11 protein-coding genes and 2 pseudogenes are annotated in these 18,017 nt (G+C 72.2%); 3 read left to right on the forward strand and 10 right to left on the reverse strand.

The genetic code is table 11. The features are described from left to right. Window positions 1-39: 39 nt before the first annotated feature. Window positions 40-1,518 (forward strand): M20/M25/M40 family metallo-hydrolase, encoded by a 1,479-nt coding sequence (locus KQY30_RS00840; protein ID WP_217305087.1) that lies wholly within the window; start codon window positions 40-42, stop codon window positions 1,516-1,518. On the opposite strand, the gene KQY30_RS00845 is transcribed toward KQY30_RS00840, so the two are convergent. Further along, window positions 1,421-2,743 (reverse strand): amidohydrolase, encoded by a 1,323-nt coding sequence (locus KQY30_RS00845; RefSeq protein ID WP_217305088.1) that lies wholly within the window; start codon window positions 2,741-2,743, stop codon window positions 1,421-1,423. The two genes, KQY30_RS00840 and KQY30_RS00845, sit on opposite strands and share 98 nt — an antisense overlap. 166 nt (window positions 2,744-2,909) lie before the next feature. On the opposite strand from KQY30_RS00845, the gene KQY30_RS00850 reads away from it, so the two are divergent. Then, window positions 2,910-3,086, forward strand: a complete 177-nt coding sequence (locus KQY30_RS00850) for a thiazolylpeptide-type bacteriocin (protein WP_046505532.1) — start codon at window positions 2,910-2,912, stop codon at window positions 3,084-3,086. 181 nt (window positions 3,087-3,267) lie between these two features. On the opposite strand, the gene KQY30_RS00855 is transcribed toward KQY30_RS00850, so the two are convergent. The 8 genes and pseudogenes from KQY30_RS00855 to KQY30_RS00890 all read right to left on the reverse strand — a co-directional run bounded on the left by KQY30_RS00855 (window position 3,268) and on the right by KQY30_RS00890 (window position 15,619). Continuing rightward, window positions 3,268-5,247: a TOMM precursor leader peptide-binding protein gene (locus tag KQY30_RS00855; RefSeq protein WP_217305089.1), complete on the reverse strand. Its 1,980-nt coding sequence runs from the start codon at window positions 5,245-5,247 to the stop codon at window positions 3,268-3,270. Beyond that, a complete protein-coding gene (locus KQY30_RS00860; protein WP_217305090.1) occupies window positions 5,244-5,999 on the reverse strand; it encodes an ABC transporter permease in 756 nt (251 codons plus the stop codon). The genes KQY30_RS00855 and KQY30_RS00860 overlap by 4 nt, the downstream gene beginning before the upstream one ends. Next, window positions 5,996-7,033: an ABC transporter ATP-binding protein gene (locus tag KQY30_RS00865; RefSeq protein ID WP_217305091.1), complete on the reverse strand. Its 1,038-nt coding sequence runs from the start codon at window positions 7,031-7,033 to the stop codon at window positions 5,996-5,998. Before KQY30_RS00865 ends, KQY30_RS00860 begins: the two co-directional genes overlap by 4 nt. A 29-nt stretch (window positions 7,034-7,062) precedes the next feature. Next, on the reverse strand, window positions 7,063-8,193 hold the full coding sequence (locus tag KQY30_RS00870) for a peptidase M50 (RefSeq protein ID WP_217305092.1): 1,131 nt from the start codon (window positions 8,191-8,193) through the stop codon (window positions 7,063-7,065). Further along, complete coding sequence (locus KQY30_RS00875; RefSeq protein ID WP_217305093.1) at window positions 8,190-9,251, reverse strand: lantibiotic dehydratase C-terminal domain-containing protein; 1,062 nt, start codon at window positions 9,249-9,251, stop codon at window positions 8,190-8,192. Before KQY30_RS00875 ends, KQY30_RS00870 begins: the two co-directional genes overlap by 4 nt. After that, window positions 9,239-12,026: pseudogene (locus tag KQY30_RS00880) on the reverse strand (lantibiotic dehydratase). The gene KQY30_RS00875 and the pseudogene KQY30_RS00880 overlap by 13 nt, the downstream one beginning before the upstream one ends. Window positions 12,027-12,048: 22 nt before the next feature. Then, window positions 12,049-13,719, reverse strand: coding sequence for a SagB family peptide dehydrogenase (locus KQY30_RS00885; RefSeq protein ID WP_217305094.1), 1,671 nt, complete (start codon window positions 13,717-13,719; stop codon window positions 12,049-12,051). Between the two features lie 44 nt (window positions 13,720-13,763). Next, window positions 13,764-15,619, reverse strand: a pseudogene (locus tag KQY30_RS00890) (TOMM precursor leader peptide-binding protein). Between KQY30_RS00890 and KQY30_RS36015 the strand changes: the two are divergent. Beyond that, window positions 15,515-15,760, forward strand: coding sequence for a hypothetical protein (locus KQY30_RS36015; RefSeq protein ID WP_254407749.1), 246 nt, complete (start codon window positions 15,515-15,517; stop codon window positions 15,758-15,760). The pseudogene KQY30_RS00890 and the gene KQY30_RS36015 sit on opposite strands and share 105 nt — an antisense overlap. Here the strand turns inward: KQY30_RS36015 and KQY30_RS00895 are convergent. Continuing rightward, window positions 15,732-17,978 carry a TOMM precursor leader peptide-binding protein gene (locus tag KQY30_RS00895; RefSeq protein ID WP_217305095.1) on the reverse strand — a complete coding sequence of 749 codons (2,247 nt, stop codon included), beginning with the start codon at window positions 17,976-17,978 and terminating at the stop codon, window positions 15,732-15,734. The genes KQY30_RS36015 and KQY30_RS00895 overlap by 29 nt on opposite strands. Between the last annotated feature and the right edge of the window lie 39 nt (window positions 17,979-18,017).

Genomic DNA, 18,017 nt, shown 5'->3' on the forward strand with positions numbered 1-18,017 from the left:
CTCCCCTGTGGGCGCGGGCCGTTCGCGAGGAGTGTGCCCATGGAAACAGAAGCCGCCCATCGTGCCATCGCCGCCTCCGTCGCCTGTCTGATGCCACGGGCGCGCGCCGAACTCGCCGAACTGGTCGCCTTCCGCTCGGTGGCTGATCCAGTGCGGTTCCCCGGGAACGACTGCGACGCCGCAGCGGACTGGCTGGCCGCCACCCTGCGTGCCGAGGGTTTCGAGGATGTGGCGCTGTTGGACACCCCGGACGGCTCCCGGTCGGTGTACGGATCGCTCCCGGGCCCGCCGGCAAGCCCGACCGTCCTCCTCTGCGCGCACTACGACGTCCTGCCGCCGCTGGACGAATCCGCCTGGAACACACCGCCGTTCACCCTGACCCGGCGCGCGGACGGCCGGTGGTACGGGCGGGGCGCCGCCGACTGCAAGGGCGGCATCGTCATGCATCTGCTCGCGCTGCGCGCCCTCAGAGCGAGCGGGTGCCTCCCAGTGAACGTCAAGCTGCTGGTCGGAGGTTCGCAGAAGCGGGGTACGGGAGGGCTGGAGCGGTATGCGCGGGCGCACCCGGAGCTGCTGGCCGCCGACGCCGTGGTCATCGGCGCCACCGGCAATGTGCGTGCCGGGCTGCCGACCGTGACCTCGTCCGTGCGCGGTGCGGTACTGGCCCGGGTCACCGTGGAGCCTCCCGGGAACACACCGGACCGGGCCCCGGCCGGGTACCCGGGGCCGTACAGCGCCGACCGGCACATACCCGACACGTTCCGCACGGCCCATGTGCCCGAGACACCGGACACACCCGACGCGCTCGCCTCTCTGCTCCGTACTCTCGCGTCCCTCCATGACCGCGAGGGCAACACGGTCGTCGACGGTCTCGACGGCCGGGGGCGCTGGCGCGGTGCGCCGTATCCGCGCCGACGGTTCCGCCGGGACGCCGAAGTCCTGTACGGCGTCCGCCTGTTGGGGTCGGACGCGATCGCCGACCGGCTCTGGGCCCGGCCCTCCGTGACCGTCGCCGGACTCGACTGCCCGCCGCCGGGCTCCGGCAGGAGTGCGAGAGCACTGCTCTGCCTCCATGTCCCGCCGGGGACCGACACCGGTACGGCCGCCGGACTGCTGGCCGCCCACCTGGAGTCGCACGCGCCCTGGGGTGCCCGTATTCGGTGCGACATCGTCGGCGAGACACAGCCGTTCGGCGCGGACACCACGAGCCCCGTCTACGCCGCGATGGCGGAGGCCATGCGGCAGGCATACGGGCAGGAGATGCGGGTGACCGGTCTCGGCGGCCCGGTCCCGCTCTGCGACACCGTGGCGGAACTCTGCCCGCGCGCCGAGATCCTGCTGATCGGTCTGGCCGAACCGGAGGCCCGCGTCCACACCGACAACGAGAGCGTGGACCCGCGCGAGCTGGAGCGCATGTCGGTCACCGAAGCGCTGTTCCTGTGGCGGCTGAGGAGCCGGCGCCGGCCCTCCCGCCCCTGTTCCCCAGCCAGGACAGTGCCGCTGAGGCCAGTGCCGTAATGCCGGTGGGCAGCGCGGTGCGGACGTCCGGGGCGAATTCGGGTGAGTGGTTCGGTGGCTGAGCCGCCAGCTTGTCCTCTGCCGAGCCGGGGGTCCTGGCCCAGGTCTTCGGGCCGACCACCCCGAACATCCAATAGGAGAGCGGGATTCCGGTCATCCCGTGCACGGCGGCGCCCGCGTCCCCGTAGAGCGGGAAGTCCTCGGTCGCCATGGCCGGTGGCCAGACCGCCACACGCTCGGGACCGTACAGCTCCGTATGGGCGCGGCGTACGGCCGCCGTGGCCGCCGGGTCGGGGTGGGTGACCGGGGAGCGGGACACCACGGTGATGTCCGGGTCACGGGGGCAGCCGGACGCGGCGCACTCCGCCCGTACGATCCGCTCCACCGAGGCGGTCATCCGGTCGAGCGCCCGCTCGGAGAGGGCGCGCACGGTGATCCCCAGGGTCGCCAGATCAGGTACGAGATTGCTGCCGGTGCCCGAGTGGAACGAGCCGACGTTCAGGGCCACTTGCTCGGTCGGCGCCGACTCGCGCGAGACCGCGCCCTGGAGTCGCAGCACGGCCGCCGCGGCCGTGAGCACCGGGTCCACAGCGAGGTGCGGGGTGCCGGCGTGCCCGGCGCGGCCATGGATGACGGCCTCGAAACCGACGCTTCCGGCCAGCATCGGACCGTACCCGTGGGCGACCATGCCGCCGGGCAGGGGCGCGGTGTGCTGGGCGAGTACGGCGTCGGGCCGCCCGAAGCGTTCGTACAGCCCGTCCTCCAGCATGGCCCGCGCTCCGGTGAGCGTCTCCTCGGCGGGCTGGCCGACGATCACGGCCGTACCGCGCCAGTGCTCCCGGGCGCGGGCCAGCAGGGACGCGGCTCCCGCCGCCGCGGTGACATGCAGATCGTGGCCGCAGGCGTGGGCGGCCGGGCCGTCGCTGGCGTACGGCAGGCCGGTGCGCTCCGTCAGCGGAAGCGCGTCGAGTTCCGCGCGGATCAGCACGCGCGGCCCGTCGCCGTTGTGCAGGACCCCGACGACGCCATGGCCGCCGACGCCCGCCGTCACCTCGTACCCCGCGGTGCGCAGCCACTCGCCCAGCGCGGCGGCGGTACGCCGTTCCTCGCCGGAGAGTTCGGGGTGGCGGTGCAGATCCAGATAGAGGGCGATCGCCGGGCGGAGGACCTCGGCCAGGCCGTCGAGGACGGGGGCGTTCTCTCCGGGGTACGCGACAGGGCTCACCGGACCATGGTGCGGTACGGGCCGGGCCCACCACGTACAGACCGCTGACACAAGTGGTCAGTGGAAGACGTGCCGTTCTGCAAGCGGGGTCCGCTGGAATACGGGTGTCAAGAGATCGGGCCTCCGCGGAACCCCCGGGGGCCGGGCCCTCCCATAAGGAGTCATCATGGCTGACAAGAGCACCCTCGCCTCCCTCGCCGACGAGATCATGGAGCTTGAGTCGGAGACCTTCGAGATCTCCGACTACTCGGACGCCAGCGAGGTCGTGCTCGCGGGCTCCACGAGCTGCAGCTCGACGTCGACCTGCTCCTCCACCACCAGCACCACCTCCTGCAGCGCCTGATTCCGGCGCTCCGCACAGGAGCGGGCGGCACCCGCGAACTCCCGCGCGGGTGCCGCCCGTTTCCTTTTGTGCGGCTCGTACTGCTCGTACGGCCCGTGGGGCCGTACCGCTCGTATGTCTCGTGCCGCTTGTGGGGCTCGTACGGCTTGCGCGACACGGGACTTACGGCCCGCCTCTGGTCCTACGGGAACGGGTGCGGCACCATCCGGATCTCCGGCTCCGTCAGCTCGGTGGTCCGGAGTCCGGCCCGGTGCGCGGCGGTTCGCAGTCGCGGCATCCTCGGCGCCCGCTGCCGCGTCCAGCCGAAGTCGATCGGGAGCAGGCCGGGGACGATCGTGGCCACGGTGCGCAGACCGATGCGGTGCTGCTCCGGTGTCGTCTGGTCGACGACGATGACATCGTGCCCGGCGCGCACGAGTTCGTCCCGGCAGTGCGTCACGTCGTCGCGCAGATCACCGGTGCGCGGCCGGTCCCGCTCCTCCCATGTGCGGTAGACCTCGGCCATCGGCCGGACGGCGGACGGCTCCAGATAGCTGCGGACATGGGCGGCCATCCGGGGCAGACCGTAGAGCTGGGCATGGTCCTTGAGATGCAGGACCTTGCCGAAGTCCTCGGCCATGGCGTCGAGTTCGGACCGGCGCTCCTCGACCTGCCGGGGCAGGTGCGGGATATAGGTGAGGACCTCCGAGAGCGCTCCCTCCAGCGCCGCCGCGGGATCGAGGCTCGCGCCGGCGCCGAAGGAGAAGGTGCCGGGGCCGCCGTCGCGCCGTACGGCCAGACCGGTGACCACCGGGACCGCGAGATCGATCCGGTTGTCGAAGGCATGCACGTCGTAGCCCTGGAGGGCGGCCCGGTCGATCATGGTGCGGACCGTGGGGTCGCCGATGGAGTCCAGGTCGATCTCGGTGAGCGGGGTGTTGCCGTACCAGGCGACCAGGAAGGCGTCCCGCTCGATGAGTTCGAGCAGACCGCCGAGGACCGCCTCCTCCAGACAGCCGCCGATCGCGCAGCCGTTGGAGCATTCGAAGACGAAGTTGTCGGAGGCGAGGCCGGCGCTGTAGTGGACGAGCCGGGCCGGTACGAGAATGGCGCGCTCGTCGCGCAGTGAGTAGCCCCAGACCCAGGGGATGGGACGGGCGGGGTCGAAGGGGCTGACCATGGGGTCGTCGCGGTAGGTCTCGGGCGCGTAGAAGCCGCACTCGGCCGGGTCGAGCGCGGGCCAGCCGTCCGAGACGAGGTCGTCGTAGGACGCGGTGAGCAGGGTGGTGCCGGTGCGCCGGTGGGTTCCCGCGTACCGCTCCAGGCCTTCCAGATACGCGAGATCGCGGCTGGCGTCGAAGCCGTTGGCCTGCCCGCTCCAGGTGACATCGGTGAGGCCCGCGTATCCGCGCATGAAGACGCTGCCCGCGACCGGGGCGGTGGTGGGCGAGGTGACATTGATCCAGGTGCCCGCGCCGAGCACCCCGGAGACGGGGTTGGCGAGTGCCGTGGCCGGCATCGGATACGAGGAGGCGGACCGCAGCCGGTATGTGTCAGGGGCGGGCTTGGGCCGGACAGTCAGGCCGAGCCGCGCCTCGTCCGGACCGTCGGTGCCGCGCGGACCGCAGAATTGGCACAGTGGATCAGCCAGTAGCGGATAGGTCCGTGTCTCCAGTGTGGTGAGGTCGAGGCGCGAGACCTGCGGGAGGCGCCGGTCGGCCGTCTCCGTGCCCGGCGGCTGTACGGAGTCCGCGAGGACGACGGCACGGTAGAGGGCGTACGTGGCGTCGACGGCGTACGGGGTGACCGCGGGCCATGGTCCGCTCGCGCGGGTACGGGCACCGGTCTCCAGGGCGTCCCGTTCGGTACGGGTACGCAGCCGCTGCCAGCGCATGGCGAGGCACTGGCCGCAGGCGGCGGCGTCCGGGTCGCCGCCCCAGGGGCCCACCAGCACGGCCTGGGCGGTGAGATGGACGGTGGCGCCGGGGCGTACGTCGGCGTAGGGGTCCTCGCCCCGGTGGCCGAGGACATCCGCGGCGCCCAGCGGCACCACCGTGGGACCGGCGGCCGGGCCGAGCCGTTCGGCGAGCGCCCGCTGGAGCAGCTCGCGCGCCGCCTCCAGCGGTACCCGGTCCACGGCCGTCCCGCTCTGGCTCACAGAAGTCGTGGTCGGAGGCGTCATGTCTTGTTGCTCCAGCGGAACGTCCGCAGCGCGATCGCGCCGAAGATGACGGTGAAGACGACCAGTCCTCCGCAGCCCAGCGCGATGTCGTCGAGCCCGCCGCGGCCCGAGAGGGCGGCGGACACCGCGTCGTTGAGATAACGCAGCGGCAGCACCCGGGAGACGGCCTGGAGCCAGGACGGCATCATGTCGAGCGGCAGGAACGAACCGGAGAGGAAGGCCATCGGCACCATCAGGCAGTTGGCGATGGCGGCGACCGCCTCGGGCGTCTCCGCGTACGAGCCGATGACCACCCCGATCGCCAGGAACGCGGTGATGCCGAGCACCAGCACGGGCAGCGCCAGCGGCCACCGGGCATTCAGTTCGAGACCGAAGAGCGGCAGCATCGCCACCGCGACGAACACCACCGCCTGGGCGGCGCCCACCGCCAGGGAGATCACATAACGGGAGGCCAGAACCGCGGGCAGCCTGGTGGGGGTCATCCGGATCAGCCGCAGCAGATCGTCACGGCGCCACTGCATCAGGGTGAAGGCCACACCGAAGACGGCGGCGTTCGCCACGCCCCAGGACATCACACCGGGCGCGATGTAGGAGATGTACGGACGGCCGGTCTCCTCGACCTCCTGGCCGCGGAAGATCAGTCCGAAGACGACCAGGAAGAGCAGCGGGAAGGCGAAGGTGAAGAAAAGGGTGGCCTTGTCCCGGACCTGGGCCCGGAAGCCGGCCCCCGTCAGTGCCGCGTACGCGCTCATCCCTGCCGCTCCGTGTCCTCGGTGCCGTGCGTGCTGTTCGTGCCGTGCGTGCTGTACGTGTCGGTGCTGACCTGCGTGCTCTGCGTGCCTTCGGTGCTGCCCCCGCCGGTGAGTTCGAGGTAGACGTCCTCCAGCGTGGCCGTACGGGTCTGGACACCGTCCAGTCCGGTGAGCGCGTCGACCGCCTGGAGCACCTTGCCGGAGACCGCGGTCTCCAGGACGAGCGAGCCGCCCTGGACGCTGACCCGGTCGACGCCGGGGATGGCCGCCGCGTCCGCCTCGCTCATCCGCTCTGCGGGAATCATCAGCCGGGTCGGCGCGGCGGCGGCGCTCACGAGGTGGTGCGGGGAGTCCAGGGCGACGACGGCGCCGTCCACCAGGATCGCGACCCGGTCGCAGAGCGCCTCGGCCTCGTCCAGGTGATGGGTGGTGTAGACGATGGTGCGGCCCTCGCTCTTGAGGTCCCGCAGCACCTTCCACAGATCGCGCCGGGCCTGCGGGTCCAGGGCCGCGGTGGGCTCGTCCAGGAAGATCAGCTCGGGTCCGTGGACCAGCGCGGAGGCGATGGCCAGGCGCTGGCGCTGGCCGCCGGAGAGATTCTCGACCATCACATCGCGCTGTCCGGCGAGACCGACCGATTCGAGGGTACGGTCGGCCGCCTCGCGTCCGGCTCCGTACAGCGCGGCGACGGTACGGAGGTGCTCGCGCGCGGTCTGCCGTACGAAGAAGGCGGACGACTGGGTCTGTACGCCGAGCCTGGGCAGCAGCGCCACATTGCGCGGCCAGGGCGACTGCCCGAGCACGGTGACGGTGCCGGAGTCGGCCTGGCGCAGCCCCTCCATGATCTCGACGAGGGTGGTCTTGCCCGCGCCGTTGGGTCCGAGGAGTCCGAAGAACTCCCCGCGCTTCACCTGGAGTGACACGCCGTCGACGGCCTGGCGGTCGCCGTACCGCTTGCGGATCGCGTCGGCGACGATCGCCGCGCCGGTGGCTGCGTCGTCCGGCACGGACGCCATGGTCCTGGCCTCGCTCATGTGCTTCTGCGCCCCTCGGGGGTTGTGGGTCAGTGAACTAGTTGGAAATACAGGCCTGTTGCCAGGGCCGCCAGCAGGAGTACGACAAGCAGGGCCGACCCCACCGCGTACCCGAGGTAGAGGGCGCGGGCCCGGCGGGGGTACGCGGCGGCGGCCTGCCGGTCGTTCAGGCGCAGCCGCAGATACCGCCCGCTCTCGGGTGCGAGGTGGGAGACGCGCAGAGCGTGGCCGAGCATCGTGTACCCGTCAAGTGGGGGCAGGGGCAGCAGATTGACCAGGGACTGGGCGCTGCCGAGCAGCAGCAGGCCGGACAGGAAGCGGCGGGTCGGGTCCCCGTCGGGCAGCGCCGCCCACCAGGCGAGGAACGGCAGCAGGAACAGCAGGTTGGCGAAGGCCCCCGCGCCCGCCACCGCGCACTGGTGCCAACGCGTCCGAAGATAGCGGTAGTTGTCGACCGTGCAGTACATCACGGCCATGGGCAGCCGCCAGCGCAGCCCGATCTCGCTGACGGTGCCGCCGTAGTGCCGGGCGGCGATTCCATGGGCGAGTTCGTGCAGTGCCGTGCTGAGCCAGAGCAGGGTGAAGACCGCCACCAGGGCGACGGGCTGGTGGAACAGCCACCAGGTGTCGTCGGCCAGTCGGGGCAGCGCCGACGCCAGCAGGATCTCCATGGCCGCCATGAGCGCGGCCAGCGGAAGCAGGACCGGGGCGCGCAGGGCGGGGTGGAGCAGCCGGTGGAGCCGGCCGGTGGTGGCGTCGGCGTCGGCGACCAGCCGCATGGTGCCGCGCAGCAGGGTGCCGTTGAACGGTCCGGCCGCGGGGGTGTCCGGGGCCGGCCGAGGCGGTGCGCCTGCCAGCAGGCCCCGGGCGCCCAGGAGTTGGAGGAGTTGGCGCCAGTGCGGTTCGGCGAGCCGTTTGCCGAAGGCGTCGGCGTACTCGTCGCCGATCTCGGCCAGGCTGCGCGCACCGTCGAGCCGGGCGATCAGGAAGTACTCCTTCACTCCGACCTCGAAGGCGGCGCCGCCGTCCGGGTCCTTGATCAGATGCACGGTGGCGGGGCCGTGCAGCAGGGCGGGGCTCAGCAGGATGCCGGGGCGCAGCGCCGGGCGGTGGGAGAGGAGTCCGGCGGAGTCCGCGGGCCGGGCGGGGTTACCGCTCATGGGATCGCCGCCGGGGCCGGGGTGCCGGTGGTGTCCTCGCGCAGGACCCGGCCGAGTACGTGCGACAGATAGGCCTCGTCGCGGATCGTCACATGCAGCCGGTTGTTGGTCATGTGCATATAGGGCGAGAGGAGCAGGGGCAACGCCACGGCCGGGTCGCTGACCTGCTCGTCGCGCGTACCGTCCCAGGAACGGAAGACCAGCTCGCCTTGGACGGTCAATTCCTCGGCGTGGGCACGGAGTTCGAGGCAGTGCTCGGCCCAGCCGCGCAGGAAGGCGGGCAGCCGGCCGAGTTCCCCCGTACGGACGGCCCGCCGGATTCCCTCGAATCGGCGGCCGAGACCGGGGGCCATCTCCGCGTAATTCTTGTCGTACTCCTTGGAGCCGATGAATCCGGTGCCGGGAAAGGCCTTGTGCCAGAACTCGTAATAGCGGTCGAGATAGCCGCCGAGTTCCTCGCGCTCGGGCAGGAAACAGCCCGCCATGACCATCATGAGCTGCGCCGAGGTACCGAGCAGCACGGTCCGCAGATGGAGGTTCATGGTGCGGAAGGCGTCCATGACCAGATCGCTGGAGTGCGCGAAATGCCATTCGGCCAGCTCGATCCCGGCCGGGCCGCCGTACTTGCCGTATTCGGGCTCGTACGGCTCGTACGAGAAGGAGTTGTTGGGCCGCAGGTTCATCCGGCCGTCGGCGTCCATGAAGGCACCGCGGTCGCCCTCGGGGAACTCGATTTCGAAGAGGGTGTTGTAGAACTCGTTGAGGAAGCCGGAGTCGACCTCGTAGAGGGCGGGCCTGGCGCGGAGGAAGGCACTGATGGCCTCCTCGGCGCGGCGGCGCACCTCGGCGGTGTCCTCAGGGGTGGCGGGCTTGAGCCGGAGGCGGACATGCGGCCCCTCCAGCCAGTAGTTGATGAAGAAGTGGCCGGCCAGCAGTCCGTCGGCGGTCAGCCCGGCAACAAGCGGCCGGACGCAGTTCACCAGCAGGGGCTGCGGGTTGGCGGCGTAGAAGATGTGGATGGCCTGCCAGTCGCCGGGGGCGGGGGTCAGCTCTGACATGTCGGGGCGCCCTCTGTGCGTCGGGTCGGGGTGAAGGTGAAGGTCTCCACGGCCAGCTCGGCGACATGGCTGCCGCGCGCGGACCGGACATGCAGCCCGTCCTCGGAGGGGGAGCATCTCCCGCAGCACGACCCGGTCGTCGGGGTGCGTCGGGAGCGCTTCAAGGGCGGTGAGGGAGAGACAGCTCTGGAAGTCGACGTACTGCGGCTTGGCGCCGGCGCCGCCCCGGGGTCCGCTGGAGACGGTCGCGAACACCCGGTCGGGCAGCCGGTGCCGGCGCTGCCAGCGCCGCCAGCCGAGGTACCACTCGTGCTCGCCGGTGCCGGGTGTGCGCACGGGCAGCGCGCCGGCCGTGGTGGCCCAGCTACGGCGGCTCAGGACGACCTCGCCGTACCGCACCCTGGGCCGTGAGGTGACCCCGTCCTGCGCCTCGCCCTCCGGGACCCCGCCCCACACGTCGAGGGGAGCCATCGAGGTCGGGGACATCAGCAGCAGGGTGCGGGGTATCTCCGGCAGGGCGAGCGGTACGAGATAGCCGAGGTAGACCGGGATGACCTCGCGGCCGAGCCGGGCCGAGCGCAGGACCAGCCGGTCGGTGGTCTCGTCGTGCTCGACGGACAGGTCGTCGAGGTGGATGCGCCGGTCCTCGGGGACCGTGCTGGACTCGCCGGGGCAGACGATCTCGTAGTCGGTGAGCGGGCTGTGCAGATTGAGATTGCTGGTGACCGCTCCCCCGGTGATCTCGGCCAGCACCGCTCCGTCGGGGGTGCGGGCGCGGGCGCTGTCGCGCAGTTCCCGGGAGAACGCCCCCGCCTCCGCCGCCGGGCTCTCCGGGTCGTAGACATGGGTGAACCGGCTGAAGGGGAAGGACAGCCCGCCGTAGGAGCGGTTGAGTACGGTCAGCGGTTCGCCGTTCTCACGGGCGAGCTGGAGATGGTGCGACTGCGGTACGAACTCGCCCGCGACCGGGGCGAGTTCCTCGGCGACCGGGGCGAGATCGGCCTCGCCGAGCCGGATCTCGTCCGCCTCGCCACGGGCCTCCCAGGCTTGCCGCATCCGGGAGATGAAGGTCTTCCGGGCCTCATCGATGGCGCGGATCCCGGACAGGCCCAGCCAGTTCTCCTCCGGTACGTATTCTCCCCGGTCGTCGAACGGCCGTCGCTTGCCGGCGAAGGAGAGGTACTGGTCGAAGAAGTCCTCGTGGAAGTCGTGGACGAGCCCCAGGAGATCGTCGCAGCGGCCGCCCCGACCGTAACGGGCCATGAAGAAGCCCTTGAAGGTGACGCGCTGAGGCAGCGTCAGATCGAAGGCGGGCAGGATCCGTTCGACCGAGCGCAGCGCCCCGCCGGCCGGTCCGGTCCAGGCGCCCAGACCGCAGCTCACCGCACGGCCCGCGCTGACGTCCTCGTACAGCAGCGTCTGCGGCAGGGTGGCCCCGCCGTCGCTCAGCAGGGCCTGGGCGTCGCGCAGTCCGGCGCGCAACTCCCGCAGCAGTTCCGCACGTTCGGCACGGCCGGCGGCGGGGAAGCGGTCGATGGCGGAGACCGGTCCTTCGAGGGCGGCGGCGAGTGCGTCGGCCCAGGTCCGCCCGAGTCCGCCGAGCGCGGTACGGAAGGAGCGCAGCGGATCGGGGCTATGGACATCGGTGTCCAGGCAGGGGACGCGCACCATGCCGAGCTGGAGCAGCGCCGCCACATAGGTCTCGCACTGCTCGGGCTCCGCGCCGTGCTCGGTGCGCAGCCAGTCGACCAGATCGTGGTAACGCAGCTCGCGGCCGGTGTCGAAGAGGGCGAGCAGCCGGTCCAGGGTGCCGCTGCGGCGCAGGAAGAACAGCCGGTCCTTGACCGCGTCGAAGGTGACGGCGGCCGAGTCGTCGCCCGCGGTGATCCACTGGCGTACATAACGGATCCGGTCGTCGTCGCGCTCCCAGCCGGAGGCCAGCCGTACGGGCAGATCGCCCCGGCGGGCGGGGTCGGCGAGGATCAGTTCGGCGAGCCGGCCCAGGACGACGACATTGAGCCGTACGTGGCTGGTCCACCGGTCCTCCACGTGGAGGTCCGCATCCGTGCCGTCCTCGTCGAAGAGACCGGTGGCCACGCCGGTGAAGGTGCTGAACGGGCTGGTCTTGCAGGCCGTCCGGTAGAGATACGCGAGCACCGAGCGCTCGATCTTGCGCATCCGCTTGTCGGGCGGCGCGCCCGAACCGGCCTTGCCTGCATAGGCGTCGAGCTGTCCCTCCAGGGTCGGCGAGGCGAGCAGGAGTCCGCAGCGCAGCCGGTCCTCGGTGAGCAGACCGCGCAGCGCGGCACGGGTCCTGTCGAGATCGGCGGCGAGCAGCGGCGCGCCCTCGGCCCGCAGCTTCTCCAGGTGTCTGCGGTCCCTGAGCCACTCGGCGGTCGGTTCCGCGGCGTCCGGGTCGAGCGCGGCGACCAGCCGTACGGCGGCGTCGGGGGCGGCGGGCAGCTTGTTGTTGAAGATCTGGCGGCGCAGGGCGAGCAGTTCACGGCGCTGGGCGGCGCCGTCGCCGTCCGGGGAGACATCGGTGGCGCGTACCACCTCGTGCAGCAGGTCGCTGAGTTCGGCTCCCCGGGTACGCAGCCGGTCCTCGGCCGCGAGGACGTCGTCGGACCAGCGGCTGCTGTCGGCGCAGCGCAGCGCGTGCACGGACTCGACCGGGAGCCCGGCGACGCGCAGCATGAAGCGGCGGCCGGGCCGCCAGTCGGTTTCCTCGGTGGGCGCGCCCTGGGGCGTGCCGGTGCTTGTGCCCGGTGTCATGGCAGTTCTCCCCCGTCCCGGGTCAGGCGATCTCGTAGCGGAAGTCGGCGGGCCGGGCCCGCTCGTTGCCGAGCAACATGATGAGCAGCGGTTTCTCGCCGGTGCGGTCGAGGCCGAGTTCCTCGATGTAGGAGATGTTGTCGAAGCCGAGCGCGACGCCCGCGCCGAGGCCGAGGGCCGAGGCCGCGGTGTAGAAGGTCTGGGCGACGGCTCCGATGGTGCCGTTGACGAGCCGGTAGCCCCGGTCGCCGACCGCGCCCAGGACGGCGTGGGTGCGGATGGTGGGTACGAGGACGGCTCCGGCCTGCTCCAGGTTGTAGTTGGAGAGGAAGTAGTTGCGCTGGAGGAACGGTCCCGGTGCTCCCGGCACCACCAGGCGCAGCTCGTGGGCGGCGGGGTCGTAGGCGTACGCGCCGGGCTCGACGCCCTCGGCGTGGCTGACGAAGGCGTACAGCGTGACCAGGCCGGGAACGGCGGGCAGATCCCGGCCGGGACCGCCTCCCGGAGCGGCGGGCCGTTCGGCGTCACTGCCGAGCGAGGCGGCGGCGCAGGCGCTGAGGGTGGCGGCGAGCTGCGCGGTGGTCAGGGGCGTACTGGCGTCGAAGCGGCCGAAGCTGCTCCGGCGCGCCCGCAGTGCGGTACGGACACTGACCGGCGGCAGCGCGGGCTCCGGCAGCGCCACGGTAACTCCGGTCCCGGCGGGCGGGACGGTGGTGGCGGGGGCCAGCGCGCCCGGCGCCGGGCGGTCGGTGGCGCCCTCGGCGGTCGCGGCGTGGATCCGCTCCAGGGTCTCGAAGCGCAGGATCCTGCGGGAGCGCTCGGAGTCGCTGTAGCGGGCGGCCGGCGGGGCGGGCAGTGCGGGGGCGGTGGGCCTGGTGCCCTGCCAGGTCAGCGGGACGACGGCGAAGACGCCCTCCTCCGCGTTGTCGACTCCGAGTACGTGGCTGAGCCTCTGCTCGTCGAACCACAGCAGTGGTTCGACCTCCAGACCACGGGCGCGGGCCCAGATGCGCCAGGTCTGGAGGATCGCGCCGAGATCCATGCTCACGGCGTGGAAGGAGAAGCTGTTGTACTTGAAGGCGTTCTGCCAGTACTTGATGCCCAGGACCAGGAACTGGTCGCAGTCCGCTCCGGCCGCTCCGTCATCGAGTGCCGCGCGCACCTCGCCGGTGACATCCCCCGCGACCAGGCGCTGCATGGTGTGGTGCGGGGCCGAGTAGTAGTGGACACCGGGGGTGGCCGGGCCACTGGGTCCCGAGATCCAGTAGACGCTCACGGGGTAGAGGCCGCCGCCGGAGGCGGTGCCGCGCGACCAGTTGGCCTGGGTGTAGTGCGGCAGGGCCGCCAGGTCGGTATTGGTCTGGACACCGAGCCTGCGGCCGGTCAGTCCGTACGAGTCGCGCAGCATCCCGGACAGCGCGTCCAGGGTGAACGGCCGGTCCCCGGACGGGACTTGGGAATTCCCCGGCTGTCCAGGACCGCCGCCCGCCGTGCTCGCCGCCGGGGGCAGACAGCCGGCCGCGACGGTCGCGTCGTCGGGGAAGTCGGTCTCCGGCAGGGGGAACGCCCCGATGCCCGGGTAGTACTTCGCCTTCCTGGGCCGGTCCGCCCAGTCGGGGACGAAATCGGCGGGCTCCATCGGGATCCGGCCGCGCTGCATGATCGCTGCCGCATAGTCATGGGCGTAGCCCACGGGACGCTCCTCTCTGCTGGACGGTGGGTGCACGGAAAACGGGTTCACGGGAAGGGGTGGGGCGCCGGGTTGAGGTCCTCCGGCGTCAGATCGCGGTCACGCAGTCCCGCCGTACGCAGCGCGGTACGCATCCGGGGCATGGTGCGGGCGCGCTGCCGGGACCAGCCGAAGTCGATCGGCAGCAGACCCGGGACGAGGACACTGACGGTGTGCAGGCCGAGCCTGCGCTGCTCGGGCATGGTCTGGTCCACGACGACCACGTCAAAGCCGGCCGAGGTCACCGCGTCGACACAGCGCCGCAGATCCTCGCGCAGATCCGGGGCGGCGGGCGCGCCGGACGGATCCGGCCAGCGGAGATCGGCGACCGCGCGCGGCGGCTCCGGCGGGTCCTGCCGCCGTGCGCCCCTGTCGCCGAGGAGGAACCCGGCGTACTCGCCCATCTCCGGGATGCCGTACACCAGCGGATGGTCGTGCAGGGCCGTCACCTGCGCGAAGTCCTCGGCCATGGCACGCAGCCGGGTCTCGTCGCGCTCGGTGCGCCCCTGGAGGTTCACCGCGTCGGTCGCGATCTCGCAGAGCGCCGAGTCGAGCGCGGACTCGGGGTCGAGCCCGGCGCCCGCGCCGAAGCACATCCGTCCCGGACCGCCGTCGAAGCGTTCCGCGACGGCGGTGACCACCGGGACGGGGAAGGTGATCCGCGTGTCGAAGAACCGGGCACGGTAGCCGTACATCGCCAGCCGGTCGACCATGTGCCGGGTGGCGGGGCGGTCGCTGGTGGCCGGGTCGATCTCGGGCAGGGGCTGCTGCCCGTACCAGGTCAGCAGGAAGGCATCCCGCTCGATGACCTCCATCAGCCCGAAGTAGATCGCCTCCTCCAGACAGCCGCCGGAGGCATAGCCGTTGGAGCTCTCCTGGACGAATCTGTTCTCCAGACCGGGCGCGTGATAGTACGTCAGCACTTCCGGCACCAGGCGCGGCTTGTCGTCGCGCAGTGAATGGCCCCACACCCAGGGGATCCGGCGGTCGGGCGCGAAGGGCCGGACCTTGGGGTTGTCGCGGTAGAACTCCGGTGCGTACAGGCCGACTTCACGGGGGTCGACGGCGTCGGCCCCGAACTCCTCGTAGCTTCCGGTCACGCTGGTGACCCGGGAGCGCGCCCGCATTCCGGCGTACCGCTCCATGCCTTCGAGGACGCCGATCCGGTTGCTCCGGCCGAACGAGTCGGCGTGGCCGCCCCAGAACGTCTCGCGCAGATACTCGCCCGAGCGCATCGAGAAGCAGCCGATGGTCGCCGAGGTGGAGGTGGAGGAGACGTCATGGACGACGGAGGGCCCGAGCGCGCCGCACACCGGGTTCGCGAACGCGGCCACATCGATGTCGTACGACTCGATGGGGCGCAGCCGGAAGGTGCCCGCCCGGTGCTTGGGGGCGGGGCGCAGGGTGATCCGGGCGTCCTCGGCGGTGTCGGTGCGGGGCGTGGCGCAGCGCAGGCACTCGGGATCGGGTACGAGGGGGTAGTGGCGGACGGTGAGGGTACGGAGGTCCAGCAGCCGGATCGCGGGGAACGGGCCGCCGTCGGCGGGGGTTGGTCCCGCAGGGCGGTGACGAGCGCGGCGAGGGCGTCGGCCGCGAAGGGGGTCGCGTAGGGCCATTCACCGGCGGCCCGGGTCTCCCCGCCCAGTTCCAGGGCATCGCGGAGCGCCACCGACCGTACGGCCTGCCAGCGGCGGGCGAGACAGCGGGGGCAGGGCGCGGCGGACGAGCCGTCGCCAGCGGGCAGCGGCCCGACGACGGCATGTCCGGCGTACACCTGCACGGGAACGGCCGGTTCCGTACGGTCCTGATGCTCCCCGTCCGACGGCTCGGGCGAAAACGCGTCGCCGAGGCCGAGTACGCCGATCTCCGCCTCGGGCCCGCCGAGCCGTTCCAGGGCGCGCCCCAGAAGTTCGTCCAGCCGGAGCCGCGCGCCGCCGGCCAAGTCCGCGAGACCGGCCGGGCGCGCGGAGAAGACCCTAGGCGCCACGAAGAGCCTCCGTGGTGAGGAGCACCCGGGCGGTCCTGATTCCGGCGGCGGCCAGATCGGCGGACCCGGTCGGCACCACCAGGGCGTCGCGCCCGGCGGCCGCGAGCCGGTCGAGCACCTCGGACCAGGGTGTCGCCTCCCGGTCCGCGGCGGCGGGCAGGCCGTCGGCGTCACCGGCGTCGAGGGTCACCGGGTCGAGGTCGCGCAGCAGCGGGTCCCCGGTGTCGAAGTGCGCGGCCGTCTCCTCGCGCCCGAGCTGCACCGCGCCGAGCAGATCGCGTACGGCCGCGGACGCGGCGCGCCGCCAGCTCGTCTCGCTGCCGACGGCCCAGCCGCCGGCGCCCCGGGCGAGCAGGACATGGACGCCGGAGCGGACGCTCTCGCCCAGATCGAGCAGTTCCAGGCCGATGTCGAGGACGGCGGCGGAGCGGATCAGGAAGGTCAGTTCGGCGTCGGCGTCCGGGCCCTCGCCAAGTGTCTTCAGCGGTGTGCGGCTGACCGGTCCGCCGCGCAGCGCCCGGGTCAGGGCGGAATGGGCGAGCGCGGAGAGCAGGCCGTCGGCTGCGGCCTCCGCGGCCGAGGCGCCCGCGCCGGTCCCGGCCCGGGTCGGCTCGAAGAGCCGGTCGGCGTTGTGGCGGCCGAAGGTCCGTACCGCCGCGGCCGGCACCAGTGCCTGTTCCTTGGTCAGCAGCGAGGTGGCCACGGTCCACTCGGCCACCCGCTCGGCGGCGGCCGGCACCGGCCCAGCGGTGGTCAGCGCGGCGGGCTCCAGGGAGCAGACCTCCGCTCGTACCGCTTCGAGCTGATGCCCCGTCAGGATGCCTGTGGTGGGCGCGACATGCTCGGCGTACACCTCGGCCGCCGCGTTCAGCGCCCGGAGCCGGGCGCCCGCGACATGGTGGACGTCGAAGGCGGCGATACGGCGCGAAGTGCCGTGCCCGGTGCCCAGTTCGAGGACGGTGGCCTTGAGCGGGATCTGGGTGAGCGGCTCGTCGGCGAACCGGGTGAAGACCCCGGCCTTCGGCCCGACCAGCACGGACCGGCGGTTCAGCTCCTCCACCAGCGCGTCGGCGTCCCGCGCGGTGGCCACCGTCGGCATGGGCAGGGTGTCGCTGCCCGCCGTGGTGAGATCGACGGCCGCCGCTTCGTCGCTCGCTCCGGCCGCCGCGCAGAACGGGCAGCGCGGGTGCGGCAGCAGAGGTTCGGTGGACACGTCCAGGGACCGCATGTCCTGGACGACCAGCCGGCCCGCCGTCTCGGCGGTCAGGGCGCCGGTGGTGAGGCGGAAGATCTCGTACCCCAGCAGATTGCCGATCATGGCGGCCAGCGGACGGCTCGGGAGTTCACCGGCCGGGACGGTGCCGGGCAGTGCCAGCGAACTCCAGATGTCGGCGCCGGCGCCCGTCTCCTCGTGGTAGCCGATACGCAGCGCCGCGCACGCCCAGCAGCCCGGGGTGCCGGCCGTCATCAGCGGTCCGACGACGCAGTGGTGACCGTACGACCAGGCGGGCAGCAGGGTGCGTCCCTCGGGAACACCCGCGCTCAGCAGCGGGAACAGCCGCGTCGGCGCGGCGGGTCCGCCGGTCACCACGACGATGTCGTACGTGTCCAGGTCCGACCAGCCCAGGGGCCGGCCCGGTCCGCCGTCCGGGATGCCGAGGAGGGCCACCGGGCAGCCGTCGGCCGCGGCCTCCCATGCCTCGGCCTCGATGATCTCCCGGTCCTCGCCCGCGAGTCCGGGCTGGACGCCGATGGTGGCGCAGCCGTTGCGGATCAGGCTGAGCACACACCAGCGGGCCATTTCGTCGTCGCCGAGGACGGCCACCCGCGCGGTGGTGAAGCGCCGGAAGCGGGCCTCCGCGTCGTCGGAGTAGTGGTCGACATAGGCGATCTGCGGGGCATAGCGCCGGGCCACGTCGGGCGGTGTGTCCACCGCCTCGGTCCCGGCCCCGGTCTGCGGCACGGCGCGGGCGAAGTCCCTCTCGTACAGGCTCTTCACCAGCTCTCCGACCATGGCGCGCTGCCGGTCGCCGAGGCCCTGGCAGATGTCCGCGACCGTGTGGTCCCCGGTCAGGTGCGGGACGATCAGTGTGGCGAAGCGGTAGGCCGCCTTGGCGGTGAGCTGGAACCCGCCGTCGGCGTTGTGGAACAGCACTCCGTCCGCCGTCTCGGTGAACAGGACGTCCCGGCGGATACGCGGACGGGTCGCGGCGACGGCTTCGTAGGTTGAGCCCATGTGAATGACACCCCTGGATGCGTGGACAAGGTGGCGGGA

It is taken from the genome of Streptomyces sp. GMY02 (assembly GCF_019056675.1).
Lineage (GTDB): Bacteria > Actinomycetota > Actinomycetes > Streptomycetales > Streptomycetaceae > Streptomyces > Streptomyces odonnellii.

Excerpts from the sequence above, each read along its gene's own strand:
- KQY30_RS00840 (WP_217305087.1), top strand. The coding sequence starts at position 40 with ATGGAAACAGAAGCCGCCCATCGTGCCATCGCCGCCTCCGTCGCCTGT.
- KQY30_RS00850 (WP_046505532.1), top strand. The coding sequence starts at position 2,910 with ATGGCTGACAAGAGCACCCTCGCCTCCCTCGCCGACGAGATCATGGAG.
- KQY30_RS00855 (WP_217305089.1), bottom strand. The coding sequence starts at position 5,247 with ATGACGCCTCCGACCACGACTTCTGTGAGCCAGAGCGGGACGGCCGTG.
- KQY30_RS00860 (WP_217305090.1), bottom strand. The coding sequence starts at position 5,999 with ATGAGCGCGTACGCGGCACTGACGGGGGCCGGCTTCCGGGCCCAGGTC.
- KQY30_RS00865 (WP_217305091.1), bottom strand. The coding sequence starts at position 7,033 with ATGAGCGAGGCCAGGACCATGGCGTCCGTGCCGGACGACGCAGCCACC.
- KQY30_RS00870 (WP_217305092.1), bottom strand. The coding sequence starts at position 8,193 with ATGAGCGGTAACCCCGCCCGGCCCGCGGACTCCGCCGGACTCCTCTCC.
- KQY30_RS00875 (WP_217305093.1), bottom strand. The coding sequence starts at position 9,251 with ATGTCAGAGCTGACCCCCGCCCCCGGCGACTGGCAGGCCATCCACATC.
- KQY30_RS36015 (WP_254407749.1), top strand. The coding sequence starts at position 15,515 with ATGTCCGGCGTACACCTGCACGGGAACGGCCGGTTCCGTACGGTCCTG.
- KQY30_RS00895 (WP_217305095.1), bottom strand. The coding sequence starts at position 17,978 with ATGGGCTCAACCTACGAAGCCGTCGCCGCGACCCGTCCGCGTATCCGC.